The 14,171-nt window shown below is 34.5% G+C and carries 9 protein-coding genes and 1 pseudogene; 1 reads left to right on the forward strand and 9 read right to left on the reverse strand.

What is annotated here, in order from left to right; translation table 11 throughout:
• Nucleotides 1-360: 360 nt before the first annotated feature.
• From ACTJIW_RS15670 to gltB, 9 genes and pseudogenes are all read right to left on the reverse strand, one after another.
• The gene (locus tag ACTJIW_RS15670; RefSeq protein ID WP_073409869.1) at nucleotides 361-810 is read right to left on the reverse strand and encodes a hypothetical protein; all 450 of its coding nucleotides are present in this window, start codon (nucleotides 808-810) and stop codon (nucleotides 361-363) included.
• A gap of 38 nt (nucleotides 811-848) precedes the next feature.
• On the reverse strand, nucleotides 849-1,211 hold the full coding sequence (locus ACTJIW_RS15675) for a hypothetical protein (RefSeq protein ID WP_121361931.1): 363 nt from the start codon (nucleotides 1,209-1,211) through the stop codon (nucleotides 849-851).
• A gap of 94 nt (nucleotides 1,212-1,305) precedes the next feature.
• Complete coding sequence (locus ACTJIW_RS15680; protein WP_149208165.1) at nucleotides 1,306-1,698, reverse strand: helix-turn-helix domain-containing protein; 393 nt, start codon at nucleotides 1,696-1,698, stop codon at nucleotides 1,306-1,308.
• Between the two features lie 167 nt (nucleotides 1,699-1,865).
• Nucleotides 1,866-2,180, reverse strand: a complete 315-nt coding sequence (locus ACTJIW_RS15685; RefSeq protein ID WP_440714829.1) for a GIY-YIG nuclease family protein — start codon at nucleotides 2,178-2,180, stop codon at nucleotides 1,866-1,868.
• 249 nt (nucleotides 2,181-2,429) lie between these two features.
• Nucleotides 2,430-2,966 carry a hypothetical protein gene (locus ACTJIW_RS15690; RefSeq protein ID WP_440714830.1) on the reverse strand — a complete coding sequence of 179 codons (537 nt, stop codon included), beginning with the start codon at nucleotides 2,964-2,966 and terminating at the stop codon, nucleotides 2,430-2,432.
• Between the two features lie 279 nt (nucleotides 2,967-3,245).
• Nucleotides 3,246-3,821 (reverse strand): DUF7691 family protein, encoded by a 576-nt coding sequence (locus tag ACTJIW_RS15695; protein ID WP_440714831.1) that lies wholly within the window; start codon nucleotides 3,819-3,821, stop codon nucleotides 3,246-3,248.
• A gap of 236 nt (nucleotides 3,822-4,057) precedes the next feature.
• A pseudogene (gene lysA / locus ACTJIW_RS15700) lies at nucleotides 4,058-5,284 on the reverse strand (diaminopimelate decarboxylase); the annotation flags it as partial.
• A gap of 732 nt (nucleotides 5,285-6,016) precedes the next feature.
• Entirely contained in the window at nucleotides 6,017-7,471 is a 1,455-nt protein-coding gene (locus ACTJIW_RS15705; RefSeq protein WP_274255782.1) for a glutamate synthase subunit beta, read from the reverse strand.
• Nucleotides 7,472-7,595: 124 nt separating this feature from the next.
• Complete coding sequence (gene gltB, locus ACTJIW_RS15710; protein WP_440714832.1) at nucleotides 7,596-12,113, reverse strand: glutamate synthase large subunit; 4,518 nt, start codon at nucleotides 12,111-12,113, stop codon at nucleotides 7,596-7,598.
• Between the two features lie 415 nt (nucleotides 12,114-12,528).
• On the opposite strand from gltB, the gene sucC reads away from it, so the two are divergent.
• Complete coding sequence (gene sucC / locus ACTJIW_RS15715; RefSeq protein ID WP_012024229.1) at nucleotides 12,529-13,722, forward strand: ADP-forming succinate--CoA ligase subunit beta; 1,194 nt, start codon at nucleotides 12,529-12,531, stop codon at nucleotides 13,720-13,722.
• Nucleotides 13,723-14,171: the final 449 nt, after the last annotated feature.

Raw genomic sequence — 14,171 nt, forward strand, 5'->3', positions numbered from 1 at the left:
ATATATTGTTTAAAAATGTGCCGCTCCTCTGGAGCTTTTTGTGTATTGACATGAATTGTGCTATAAATATTGCACTCCTCCGGAGCTTTCGCATTAAATAGAAAATGTATTGCTTATTGCAAAACAGCCTCAATTTTTGTTTCTGATTTATTCGTTGAAATTAACTGTCTAATAAAAAATGCTTCGGAGAAGCATAATATTTATAGCAATAATGTACACGCAGATTTCAAGCTCCAGCGGAGCGATATATATATTGTTTAAAAATGTGCCGCTCCTCTGGAGCTTTTTATGCATGGAAATAAATTGTGCTATAAATATTGTACTCCTCCGGAGCTCTCATGGTAAATAGAAATTTATTGCTTATTGCAAAATAGCTTCAATTTTTGTTTCTGATTTTTCTTTGACAGGGCTGTCTGGGCGGAAACTCCAAATAATTAGAAATTTTCCTTTTGCTAAATATTCTTCCGGACGTTCATCGGTTGGCTGGCCGGCTTTTCCCCATAATAATCCCTGCAGAAATCTGTCTCCTTTAAAAACGTGTTCAAATTCAAAATACATAATAGAACCGCTGTCGGCTCTGTTTTTAAAACTTTGAATCTGCTTGCTTTTTACGACTCCCACAATATTACTGTAGGTTTCGATATCTGTATAAAAATTGCAAGCCTGAGGCGTAACACAAATTTGACCGTCGTTTGCTGTATAGCCTTTTGGAATTTCTTTTGCTTTTAATTTTAAATCGGCTAGGGTCTGGCTGAAAACATTGGCAGTAAATAACAGGAATAATGCCGACAGGGAAATCGTAATTTTCATTGTTTTTGGTTTTAGATTTGGGGAGTTTTGATTTTAATTTATGATTTTCTAATTTTTATCTGATACACAATTTCCCAAAAAATAATTGAGAAAACAGCATTGGCAAATATGGCAGTTTTAACCTGATACGGATCGTAATCTATAAACAAATGCAGATTGGTAAATTTTAAAGCCAGAAATAGAGATAAAGCAGCAATACCAATAGCAGAGATTATATTTAGTAATACGTTCCACTTTAATCCAAAAAAGGCATAAATGAGATTGAAAACGGCAAATCCGCAGCCTAAAGTTATATAAGGATCGGTTTTTAATTTTTCGCCTACCGAAAGAAAAAAGGTTGTAGAAGTAAGGTATAAAAAGAATAGAATTGAGTAAACAAGGATTCGTATTTGTGGTTTCATTTTGTTGTATTTTATTTGTTTGTTTTCTGTTTACAAAAAAAGCACAAAATCATAAGAACTTTGTGCTTTTGCTGGATTTTTATTATCGAGGAAATTATTTTCCTTTTAGTAATTTTTCTAAATATTCGTTTTTGTCTTTTTCGGCCTGAACCAAACGTTCGTAAAGTTCTACAACTTTATCAAGCGGATTGAAATTACAAATATTATTATGACCAAAATTGCTGTTTGAAACGGAATCATTAAATGTATTAAAATAATTAAATACATTTTCTTCTGAAAAACTTTTGATAGCTTCAACTGTAACGCCAAGTGCTTCTGCAATTTTTGTAAGCTTTGTATCATCAATCGTTTCGCTTCCTTCAATACCAGAAATTGCCTGCTGATTTGTACCAATTGCCTGCGCAAGTGCTTCCTGCTTCATGCCTCGAAGTTCTCTGATTCGGCTTATGTTTCTGCCGATATGTTTTGGTTTTGATGTTGTGCTCATAATTTCAAAGGTATTTAAAATTTTTTAATTTTTTTGAAGAATACGTTTGCGATTTTTCTGAGGTAATCTATTGTTCTAAGTTTCAGTTTAGAATTCTGATTTTCCGCAATCTTGTCATTTCGACGAAGGAGAAATCTTCGCAAGTAATTCTACAAAGATTGAAAACATTATTCAAATAAATAATTAAGAAAATCCAAACTTGGGTTAATCGTTTTTATCAATTCAATTTTCTTTTCTCTGCGCCAATCTTTTACTTCTTTTTCTCTGGCAATGGCTTCCTGAATCCATGTGAATTTTTCGTAGTATAATAAATAAGTTGCATTGTATTTTGATGTAAAAGTTTTATTTCCAATGGTTTTATTTTCTTTATGCTGACTCAAACGAATTCTTAAATTATTTGTCACTCCCGTGTAGAAAACGGTTTTGTATTTATTTGTTAGTATGTATATGTAATAAGTATGATAACCTTGTTGCTTTAACATTTTTTGGTGCTAAAGATAAATAATTTTTAGGATTTTTCTTTCTTTTTTAGTTTGGTATGCTTTGTGGAGTTACTTGCGAGGATTTCTCCTTCGTCGAAATGACAAAACTAGGCGGTATTTTGCAAGGATTAGACTTAGCTCAGCCTGACAATGCATAAATCTAAAATCTATCCCGAGGTTTCGGTACAAAAATCTACTATAAAAAATCCCGTCTCAATAAAGAAACGGGATTAAATAATATTTTTAAAATCATTGAAACTTTCCATCATTCCAAAGCTTGTTAATTTTTTCTTGGCTCGTTAGATCGAAAAAATTATTGTCTTTATCTTTCTGTGTACAGAATATATTTTGATAATTGTATGTTTTTTTGAAATTTAACTTTAGAAAATCATGATAATAACCTTCTAAGTGAGGAGTAAACTGTGTTTTAAAACTTTGGTCAGTATCTTTCTTTTTCATCCATTCATCAAACCATTTTATACGTTTTGAAACAATTTCAGTAAGTTCTTCTTTCGTAATATTTTCAACTTTTATAGGGGCAGGTAATGCAATTCTAAAAGAAAGAACTTCTGCGCCTTCGCCTTCCCACCATTCCCAAAGATTAAATTGAGACATGTCTTTTCCCGTTAATTGATGAAGCTTATCTTCTAGTTTTTGGTATTCAATTTCTTCTTCATCTCCATTCTCATCAACAAAATCGGTATAATCTATAATAGATTTTAGTATTTCCGGATAGAGTTTTTCGGCAATTTCTAATTGTGGTTCGATTTCTTTTCTAAGTTCCATTTGTATATATTATTTTATAAAATTATAAAAATAAACTTACTTTTTTATGTTGTTCTAAATCTTAAAATTTTTAAAGGAGTGCTTATTTTGCGAGGGCTTCTACTTTGCTGATAAAATGTTTGTAAAAAATCTAAAATCAAAATCTACAATAAAAAATCCCGCCTCAATTAAGAAACGGGATTAAAGTAATATTCTCTTTTAGGTTGTTTACATAAAAAAGAATCAATTTTCGAAGTTTACTTATTGTTGCAAATTCAAGTTATTTGACTTAAAAATTAATCAATACAAAAAAAATACAAGATCTTTTTTCTGTTTAATTGCTTCATCAAAGATAAATTTGAAATCTTCTTTTTCAATTTTTAAACCTTCTTCATTAATACCATTTCTGTCTTTTAATGATAAAAACAAATCCTTTTCTGCTTCGAGATTGCTTATTTCAATACTGTAAATTTCTGGAAAATCACTTGAAAAAGGAATTGAAATAAAAGCTTTGTATGATGATTTGGGAATTTCCCAATAATATGCTGTAGAATACTCTTTATTTGGAGGAAATATTGTTTTTCCATAATATTTACAAAGTAGTTCATAAACATAGCCATACATGAATGCTAATTCAGGAAATCTAACTTCGCCATTTATTATGTCAGTTAGTATTTGTTGAGAATCTTTATTTTCAATATCATCAGAATCAAAATCTTCATTTTCATTAAGTTCATAATCAAAATCATCATTTAATGATTCTAATTCTTCAGAAAGGTCCTTTAAAAGAGTAGTTAACAATTTTTCATCCTTACTTCCATATAATTTTTTTATCTCCGAGCTGTTTGTCAAATAACTAGTTAGATAATATCCCATTTTATTTTAAGTTTCAAATTACGCTGCTAAAATATAAATAATTTCTTACTTTAATTATGTTTTTATTATAATAATTTTTTAAGCTAAACTGGTTGGAAAACACAGTTTAAAAACCTAAAATAAAAAATCCTAAACTTGAGGAATGTTCTATTAATCTAAAATCAAAAATCTACAATAAAAAAATCCCGCCTCAATTAAGAAACGGGATTAAAGTGATATTCTCTTTTTTTCTATTGTTAAACCGCAGCAGCAATTTCTTGTGGCAACGGAATTTGATTTTTAAGTAAATCTTCAAATGTTTCGGCTTGGCGAATCAAGATTCCCTGACCGTTCATCCATAAAACTTCGGCTGGTTTGTATCTTGAATTGTAGTTTGAAGACATTGAGAAACAATATGCTCCGGCATTTCTGAAAGATAAAATATCTCCTTCAGTAATTTCCTGAATTCTGCGGTTGTTTGCAAAAGTATCGGTTTCGCAAATGTATCCTACAACTGAGTAAAAACGCTCTTTTCCTTTTGGGTTTGAGATGTTTTCGATATGGTGTGAAGATCCGTATAACATTGGACGGATTAAGTGGTTGAAACCACTGTCTACTCCAGCAAAAACTGTTGATGTTGTTTGTTTTACAACGTTTACTTTTACTAAGAAATGACCTGCTTCGCTCACTAGGAATTTTCCTGGTTCGAATATCAGTGTTAAATCTCTTCCATACTCAGCACAGAAAGCGTTGAATCTTTTTGATAATTTTTTACCTAATTCTTCGATGTCTGTTTCGATATCGTCTTTTTTGTAAGGAACTTTGAATCCGCTTCCGAAATCTAAGAATTGTAAATCTTTGAAATGTTTAGCGGTATCAAATAAGATTTCAGCAGCATACAAGAATACTTCGATATCTAAAATATCAGATCCTGTGTGCATGTGAATTCCCACGATGCTCATTTTTGTGTTTTCGACAATTCGCAATATATGCGGAATCTGGTGAACAGAAATTCCGAATTTACTATCGATATGTCCCACAGAAATGTTAGCGTTTCCGCCTGCCATTACGTGTGGATTAATACGAATACATACCGGAATATGCGGGTGTTTTGTTCCGAATTGCTCCAGAATAGATAAGTTGTCAATATTAATTTGTACACCCATTGCGGCAACTTCTTCGATTTCTTCAAGAGAAACGCCGTTTGGTGTAAAGAAAATTCTTTCGGGTTCATAGCCAGCATGAAGTCCTAATAAAACTTCCTGAATTGATACAGTATCTAAACCAGACCCCATGTTCTTTAATAACTGAAGAATCGCAACATTTGACAATGCCTTCATGGCGTAATTAACTCTTAAGTTTTCTACCTTAGAGAAAGCTTTAGTTAACCTATTGTACTGAGATTGGATTTTTTCGGCATCGTAAACATACAACGGACTTCCAAATTGGTCTGCTAACTGCAGTAAATCTTTTGCTTGCATTTTTAAATCATTTTGGGCAAAGTTATTACACTTTTATCTATCAGCAAATAATTTGTAGAAAAATAACAAATTATAACAAATTGTTTTATTTTAAACAAAAAGTTGCTTGTTTTGGAATTTTGTAACCTTTTTTAAGGCACTGTCCCGATAGTTATCGGGACTAAGATGCTAAGGTACTAAGTTTTTTTGCCATGAATTCATGAATTAACTTATTCTTAAATGCTGTTGAAATTATTTTTTTTAGCCACTCCCGATAGCTATCGGGATACACAGATTAAATGGATTTTTTCTTGGCCACGACCCGAGCGATAGCGAACTGGCGAAGCAATTACGCGAATTTCCACAAATTTTTAATCTTAGATTTTTCGCAAAAAATGCTCAAAATATAGCCCGTGGTTTCAACCACGGGAAACGTTGCGGATTGAGCGTAATCATATATTGCGGTCCCGTGGTTGAAACCACGGGCTATATTTGAATATAGAAACCAGAGAGAAGAGAAAAATTAGTGAAAATTTGTGGAAATTCGCGTAATTGCTTCGCCAGTTCGCTATCGCTCGGGTCGTGGCCAAGAAAAAAATCCTTTTAATCATGATAATCTGTGGCAAACAAAAAAACAAAACCCCTGAATATTAAATTCAAGGGTTTTTTAGTAGTTATGTTGTTATCGGAAAAGATTAATAAAATGCAAGGAAAAAACTTAGAACCTTAGCATCTCAGAACCTTAGAGTCTTTAAATTAAAGACTCGGTAAATCTCCTTTTCCTTTAGTAGGCAAGTTTGTAGATCCCATAAGGAATAAATCTACTTCTCTTGCAGCTTCGCGACCTTCTGAAATAGCCCACACGATTAATGATTGTCCTCTTCTCATATCACCAGCAGTAAAAATGTGAGGTACGTTTGTCTGATAGTTATGCGCTTTATAGTTGCTTCTCATATCAGTTTCGATTCCTAATTGTTCGCTTAATGTTTTCTCCGGACCTGTAAATCCAAGAGCCAATAAAGCTAAATCGCAAGGCCAGATTTTTTCAGAACCTTCTTTTTCGATTAATTCTGGACGCTGACCTGGAGTCATTTTCCATTGTACTTCAACTGTTTTTAATCCAGTTAATTCGCCTTTATCGTTAGAAATGAATTCTTTTGTGTTGATCAACCAGTTTCTGTCGCAACCTTCTTCGTGAGAAGAAGATGTTTTAAGCTGCAACGGCCAGAAAGGCCAAGGAGTTGACTCGCTTCTTCCAACTGGCGGTTTTGGTAAAATCTCAAAGTTAGTTACCGATTTAGCTCCGTGTCTGTTAGAAGTTCCGATACAGTCAGAACCAGTATCTCCACCACCAATAACGATTACGTCTTTACCAGTTGCTTTAACTTGATCTGGAATTGATTCTCCGTATAAAACTTTAGTCTGTTGTGTAAGGAAATCCATTGCCTGAACAACGCCTTTGCTTTCGATTCCTTTAGTTGGAAGGCTTCTTCTTTCAGTTGCTCCTCCGCATAAAACGATAGAATCGAATGCATTTAATTCTTCAACGCTGAAGTTAACACCAACGTTTACATTTGTTTTGAAAGTGATTCCTTCTGCTTCTAGAATTGCTACACGACGGTCGATAATTCCTTTTTCTAATTTGAAATTTGGAATTCCGTAACGTAATAAACCTCCAATTGCGTTGTCTCTTTCAAAAACAGTAACCGTGTGACCCGCTCTGTTTAATTGTTGAGCAGCTGCAAGACCTGCAGGTCCAGAACCAATAACGGCAACCGTTTTTCCAGTTCTTGTTTTTGGCGCTTGTGGTTTAATCCATCCTTCAGCGAAACCTCTTTCTACGATGCTTTTCTCGATGTTTTCGATAGAAACCGGATCTTTGATGATTCCTAATACACATGATTTCTCACATGGAGCAGGGCATAAGCGTCCTGTAAATTCAGGAAAGTTATTAGTAGATTGTAAAATCTCTAATGCACTCTGCCATTCTTCCTGATGTACCATGTCGTTGAAGTCAGGAATTAAATTTCCTAACGGACAACCACTGTGGCAAAAAGGAATTCCACAGTCCATACATCTTGATCCTTGTTCTTTTAATTTATCTTTTGGTACCGGAATAGTAAATTCGTTGTAGTTCGAAACACGCTCTGCTACTGCTAAATTACTTTCATCGGCTCTGTTATATTCTTTAAATCCGCCTATTTTACCCATGACATTTTAATTAAATCTAAATGTTTAAAAATTCCAATTCTTAAATTCCAGTTTCATCCTTCGACTTCGCTCAGGAAGACATCGTAAATAAATCTAAAATCTAAAATCTGAATTCTAAAATCATTTATCCCGCTATTAATTCTTCTATTTTTTTCTCTTCTGCAATTCTTTGTAATGCTTTTTTGTAATCAGTTGGCATTACTTTTACGAAGTGCTGTTGTTGGTTTTCCCAGTCTGCTAAAATTCTTTTTGCTAATGGACTGCTTGTGTACAACGAATGATTTTTGATCAGTTTTCTTAGTTTCGTAAGATCTTCTTCTTCCATTGGGTCGAATGCAACCATTTCCATGTTACAAACTGTAGAATCGAATTTCTTATTTGGATCGTAAACATAAGCCACACCACCGCTCATACCAGCTGCGAAGTTTCTTCCTGTTTTTCCTAAAACTACTACTGTACCACCAGTCATGTACTCGCATCCGTGATCTCCAATTCCTTCAACAACTGCTGTTGCTCCAGAATTTCTTACACAGAAACGCTCTCCGGCCATTCCATTAATATAAGCCTCTCCGGTAATAGCTCCGTAAAGGGCAACGTTTCCGATAATGATATTGTCTTCAGGGTTGAAAGTCGCAGTAGGAGGTACTTTTACAATTAATTTTCCTCCAGAAAGACCTTTTCCTAAATAATCATTACAGTTTCCGTGAATTTTAAATGACAATCCGTTTGTTGCGAATGCACCAAAACTTTGTCCGGCAGAACCTTCAAAATCAACTAAAATAGTGTCATCAGGTAATCCTTGTGCGCCGTAGATTTTTGAGATTTCGTTACTCAAAATCGCACCTACAGAACGGTCTGTATTTTTAATTTTAAAAGTTACTCTTGTTTTCTCTTTTCTATAGATAGACGGAATAGCTTCTTTGATAATATCAAAATCCAATACGTTTTCAAGTTGGTGATCCTGAGTTGTTGTATTATGATTTGGCTGTGTTTTCGCTTTTTCCGGTTTGTATAGAATTGATGACAAGTCTAAACCATTTGCTTTATAATGTTTGATGGCTTTGTTCACATTTAATTTTTGTGACTGACCTACCATTTCTTTTAAAGTTCTGAAACCTAACTGTGCCATGATTTCTCTTAACTCTTCAGCGATGAAATACATGAAGTTGATTACATGCTCTGGAGTTCCTTTGAAATTTTTTCTCAATTCTGGATCCTGAGTTGCAATACCAACCGGGCAAGTATTTAAGTGACAAGCTCTCATCATGATACATCCTGAAGCTACAAGCGGAGCAGTTGCAAAACCGAATTCTTCAGCTCCTAATAAAGCTGCGATAGCAACGTCACGACCTGTTTTTAACTGTCCGTCGCACTCTAAAACTACACGGCTTCTTAAATCGTTTAAGATCAAAGTCTGCTGTGCTTCAGCTAAACCAAGTTCCCACGGAATACCTGTATGCTGTAAAGATGTTAATGGTGCAGCTCCCGTTCCTCCGTCGTAACCAGAAATTAAGATAACGTCAGCTTTTGCTTTGGCAACACCGGCAGCGATGGTTCCAACTCCAACTTCAGAAACTAATTTTACGTTGATACGAGCTTCACGGTTCGCGTTTTTCAAATCGTAAATCAACTGAGATAAATCCTCAATAGAGTAAATATCGTGGTGAGGAGGAGGCGAAATCAAACCTACATAAGGTGTAGAGTTTCTGGTTTCAGCAATCCAAGGCACTACTTTTTCTCCAGGTAACTGACCACCTTCTCCAGGTTTTGCTCCCTGAGCCATTTTGATTTGGATTTCTTTAGCGTTTGTCAAATAGTTGATCGAAACACCAAAACGTCCTGATGCAACTTGCTTAATTGCAGAGTTTCTAGAATCTCCGTTAATTTCTTTCTGGAAACGTTTTGGATCTTCTCCACCTTCTCCAGAGTTACTTTTTCCGCCAATTCTGTTCATGGCAATCGCTAAATTCTCGTGTGCTTCTCTAGAAATAGATCCGTAAGACATTGCACCCGTTTTGAATTTCTTTACAATTTCTGTCCAAGGCTCTACTTCATCAATAGAAATTGGGTCTAAATTGTTGAATTCAAATAAACCTCTAATAGTCATTAAGTTTGAGCTTTGCTCGTTAACGGCATTTGAGTATTCTTTATAACTTTCTGGGCTGTTTAAACGAACTGCCTGTTGTAATTTAGAAATAGTGGTTGGGTTAAACATGTGTTTTTCACCACCACGTCTCCATCTGTAAATACCTCCAATTTCAAGAGAAAGCAAGTTTGCAATTTTTGAATTTGGGAAAGCTTTTTGGAAGCGTTTTTTCACTTCTTTCTCTACTTCCATTAAACCAATTCCTTCAATTCTTGATGGAGTGTAAGGGAAGTATTTAGATGTAAATGTTTTATTTAATCCTAAAATCTCGAAAATTTGAGCAGCTCTGTACGAATGTAAAGTAGAGATACCAATTTTGTTCATGATTTTTACGATTCCTTTTGCAATCGCTTTGTTGTAGTTTACAACTGCATAATCAGCTTTTACTTTTGTAATGAAACCTTTTTCAACCTGATCGTGAATGATTTCGTTTACCATGTAAGGGTTGATTGCACTTGCACCATATCCAAACAATAAAGCAAAATGATGAGGTTCTCTTGGTTCAGCAGATTCGATGATGATTCCGAATTTAGAACGAACCTGTAAAATGTTCAAAGAGTGGTGAATGTAAGAACAAGCCAATAACATTGGAATTGGAGCTAATTCTTCGCTTACACCTCTATCTGATAAGATAATGATGTTACATCCTTCTTCAACTGCTTTAAAAGTAGCCTGAACACATTTTTCAAGAGCACGTTCTAAACCGTTAACTCCTTTTTCTATTTTATATAAAGTAGAAATAGTAGCCGATTTGAAATCTGGGTGATCAATATTTCTAATTTTATCCAAATCCTCGTTAGAAACAACTGGATTCTGGATTTTTAATTTTTTACATTGTTTAGATTCAATTTCGAAAATATTGAAATCGCCGCCAATCGCTAAACTGATATCAGTGATAATTTCTTCACGAATACCATCCAACGGCGGGTTAGTAACCTGAGCAAACAATTGTTTAAAGTAATTGTACAACAACTGTGGCTGATCTGAAAGAACCGCCAAAGGTGTGTCGTTACCCATAGAACTAATTGCTTCAGCTCCGTCGCTACCCATTGGGTTGATAATTGTTTTTAAATCTTCAATTGTGTAACCAAACAAACGTTGTCTTGTTAAGAAATCTAATTTTTCAACTGGAGTAGGGTTGTTTGTGTAAGGAACGCTAGCTAATGGCAATAAGTTTTCGTCAACCCATTGTTTGTATGGACGTTTTGTAACGATTGCTTTTTTAACTTCTTCGTCTTCGATGATACGTCCTTCATTCATATCAACTAAGAACATTTTTCCTGGCTCTAAACGGCCATGTTGAATTACATCTTCTGGATCGATGTCTAATACACCAATTTCAGATGACATAATTACGAATCCGCTTTTCGTTAATGTATAACGAGAAGGACGCAATCCGTTTCTGTCTAGTAAAGCTCCAATTACGTTTCCATCTGTAAACGGAATAGAAGCAGGACCATCCCAAGGCTCCATGATACAAGCGTTGTATTCATAGAAAGCTCTTTTTTCTGGAGACATTGTCTGGTGTTTTTCCCAAGCTTCAGGAACTACCATCATCATTGCCTCTGGAAGCGAACGGCCAGTCATTAATAAAAGTTCAACCACCATATCCATAGAGGCAGAATCTGATTTTCCTTCTAAGATAATTGGGAATAATTTTTTGATATCATCGCCAAAAACTTTACTCTGCATAAGCTCTTCACGAGCACGCATACGGCTTACGTTTCCACGAAGTGTGTTGATCTCACCATTATGACACATGTATCTAAACGGCTGAGCTAAGTCCCAAGATGGGAATGTATTTGTAGAGAAACGCTGGTGTACAAGTGCAAGACGAGTCACCAAGTCTGGATCTTTCAAATCTATATAATAACGGCTGATGTCTTCCGGCATCAATAGACCTTTATATATTATAGTAGTTGTCGATAAACTAGTAAAATAAAACATATGGCTTTCTGAGGTTTTTGATCCTCTTACGGCATGTTCAGCAATTTTTCTAGCAGCAAAAAGTTTTGCATTAAATTCTTGTTCAGTTAAATCCTGACCGTTTTTAGAAACGAAAACTTGTTTAACTGTTGGTTCTTTTTCTGCGGCGATTTCACCTAGATTTTCAACGTCAACGGGTACATCTCTCCAACCTAAAACTTTTAAGTTTTGGTCTTTGATTGTAGCTTCAAATGCATTAATACAAAAAGAAACCTGGTTTTTGCTTTTTGGTAAAAAAACCATTCCTACTGCATACTCACGCGCTTCTGGGATTTCAAAGTCACATACTTTCTTAAAAAAATCATGAGGAATGTCGAATAAAATTCCGGCCCCGTCACCAGTTCTTCCATCAGAACTTACGGCACCACGATGTTCCAATTTAATTAAGATGTCTAATGCTTTGTGAATAATATCATTTGACTTAATACCATTCAAATTACAAATAAATCCTGCACCACAATTGTCGTGTTCAAATTCAGGCAGATAAAGCCCTTGTTCTTTAACTCTCATTCTTGATATTTTTTTTACAAAAATAAAGATTTCGTTAAACATAATGTAGTGAAATTATCTATTCGCTTTCATTTTTGTAGTAATATTAGAAAAAGGGTTCTTAAATGATAATATTATTATATAAACCATTGCGAATTATCAAAATCATAATTGAGAATAAAATATATTAAGAAAAATCGTCGCAAGGCCAATAAATTCAGTGAATTTTTTGTTAAATATCAAACGTTTTCTGCGATTTGTGTTAACATTAACAAATTGTTCCGTTAACGATTTGTTTGCGTTGAGAAATATTCAACAGTTTATACCTGTATACAATATTATTTAATTGAAAAAGATTTTACTATTAAGTTGTATTTTGTTACTTTTGTCGCACTTTTATTCTGAAATAAATTCAGAACCAGACAAATTCTATATTATGAACATACACGAATATCAAGGAAAAGAAATTTTAGCGAGTTACGGAGTACGCGTACAACGCGGAATTGTGGCTAACAATGCGGTTGAAGCTGTAGCTGCTGCAAAACAATTAACTGCCGAAACTGGTACAGGATGGCATGTAATAAAAGCACAAATTCACGCAGGTGGTCGTGGAAAAGGTGGTGGAGTTAAGCTGGCAAAAAACTTACAACAAGTTGAAGAGTTAGCAGAACAAATCATCGGAATGCAGTTGATTACACCTCAGACTCCGCCTGAAGGTAAAAAAGTAAATAAGGTATTAGTTGCAGAAGATGTTTACTATCCAGGTGAAAGCGAAACTTCTGAATTTTATGTTTCTGTTTTATTGAATAGAGGTACAGGACGCAACATGATTATGTATTCTACTGAAGGTGGAATGGATATCGAAGAAGTTGCTGAGCATACTCCACACTTAATCTTTACTGAAGAAATTGATCCAACTGTTGGATTACAAGGTTTCCAGGCTAGAAGAATTGCTTTTAACTTAGGACTTTCTGGAAATGCTTTCAAAGAAATGGTTAAATTCATCGACGCACTTTACAATGCTTACATTGGTTCTGATGCTTCTATGTTTGAAATCAACCCAGTTTTAAAAACTTCTGATAACAAAATCTTAGCTGTTGATGCTAAAGTTAACATCGACGATAACGCTTTATACAGACAACCTAAATATGCTGAAATGAGAGATATCCGTGAGGAGAATCCAATCGAAGTTGAAGCTAAAGAAGTTGGTCTAAACTATGTTGACCTTGACGGTACTGTAGGATGTATGGTAAACGGAGCTGGTCTTGCAATGGCAACTATGGATTTAATTAAATATGCTGGTTTTGAGCCTGCTAACTTCCTTGACGTAGGAGGAACTGCTGATGCAAAACGTGTTGAAACAGCTTTCAGAATTATCTTGAAAGATCCAAACGTAAAAGCTATCTTAATTAACATCTTCGGAGGTATTGTTCGTTGTGACCGTGTTGCTCAAGGTGTTGTTGACGCTTACAAAAACATGGGAGACGCTATTAAAGTGCCAATTATCGTTCGTTTGCAAGGAACAAATGCTGAAATTGCAAAAGAATTAATTGACAACTCTGGTATGCCAATTTTATCTGCAGTTCAATTCCAAGAAGCTGCTGACCAAGTAAAAGCTGCTCTTTCTTAATTAAATAAGAAATCAATTTATATAGAAAATCCATTCCGAAAGGAGTGGATTTTTTTTGGAGTTAATTTAACCGCAAAGGGCGCAAGTTTTTTGTCAAGGATTATGAATACAAACGCAAAGTTCGCAAAACCAAATCGATAAAATTTTGTAGATTTTATTTCAACATAGCCCGTGGTTTCAACCACGGGGACGCTCCGTGACATACAGATTTGATAAACAAATTGTGATATGCATTGTGTCCCCGTGGTTGAAACCACGGGCTATGTTGTAAAATTAGGAACTTTATTAAAATCTATTGGTAACAAAAAATTCGCAAAGCTATATGTTTAAAATTTTAGCCACAGATTATACAGATTAACACAGATTTTTTTAAATCTTTCTAATTATAACAATCTGTGGCTAAAAAAAACTTTGCGAACTTTGCGTTCCCGATAGCTATTGGGATTGCG

It is taken from the genome of Flavobacterium sp. 22659, from assembly GCF_052044235.1.
Taxonomy (GTDB): domain Bacteria; phylum Bacteroidota; class Bacteroidia; order Flavobacteriales; family Flavobacteriaceae; genus Flavobacterium; species Flavobacterium johnsoniae.

What these genes read in the sequence shown, in the direction of transcription:
- ACTJIW_RS15670 (WP_073409869.1), bottom strand. Translation starts at nt 810, where the DNA reads ATGAAAATTACGATTTCCCTGTCGGCATTATTCCTGTTATTTACTGCC.
- ACTJIW_RS15675 (WP_121361931.1), bottom strand. Translation starts at nt 1,211, where the DNA reads ATGAAACCACAAATACGAATCCTTGTTTACTCAATTCTATTCTTTTTA.
- ACTJIW_RS15680 (WP_149208165.1), bottom strand. Translation starts at nt 1,698, where the DNA reads ATGAGCACAACATCAAAACCAAAACATATCGGCAGAAACATAAGCCGA.
- ACTJIW_RS15685 (WP_440714829.1), bottom strand. Translation starts at nt 2,180, where the DNA reads ATGTTAAAGCAACAAGGTTATCATACTTATTACATATACATACTAACA.
- ACTJIW_RS15690 (WP_440714830.1), bottom strand. Translation starts at nt 2,966, where the DNA reads ATGGAACTTAGAAAAGAAATCGAACCACAATTAGAAATTGCCGAAAAA.
- ACTJIW_RS15695 (WP_440714831.1), bottom strand. Translation starts at nt 3,821, where the DNA reads ATGGGATATTATCTAACTAGTTATTTGACAAACAGCTCGGAGATAAAA.
- ACTJIW_RS15705 (WP_274255782.1), bottom strand. Translation starts at nt 7,471, where the DNA reads ATGGGTAAAATAGGCGGATTTAAAGAATATAACAGAGCCGATGAAAGT.
- gltB (WP_440714832.1), bottom strand. Translation starts at nt 12,113, where the DNA reads ATGAGAGTTAAAGAACAAGGGCTTTATCTGCCTGAATTTGAACACGAC.
- sucC (WP_012024229.1), top strand. Translation starts at nt 12,529, where the DNA reads ATGAACATACACGAATATCAAGGAAAAGAAATTTTAGCGAGTTACGGA.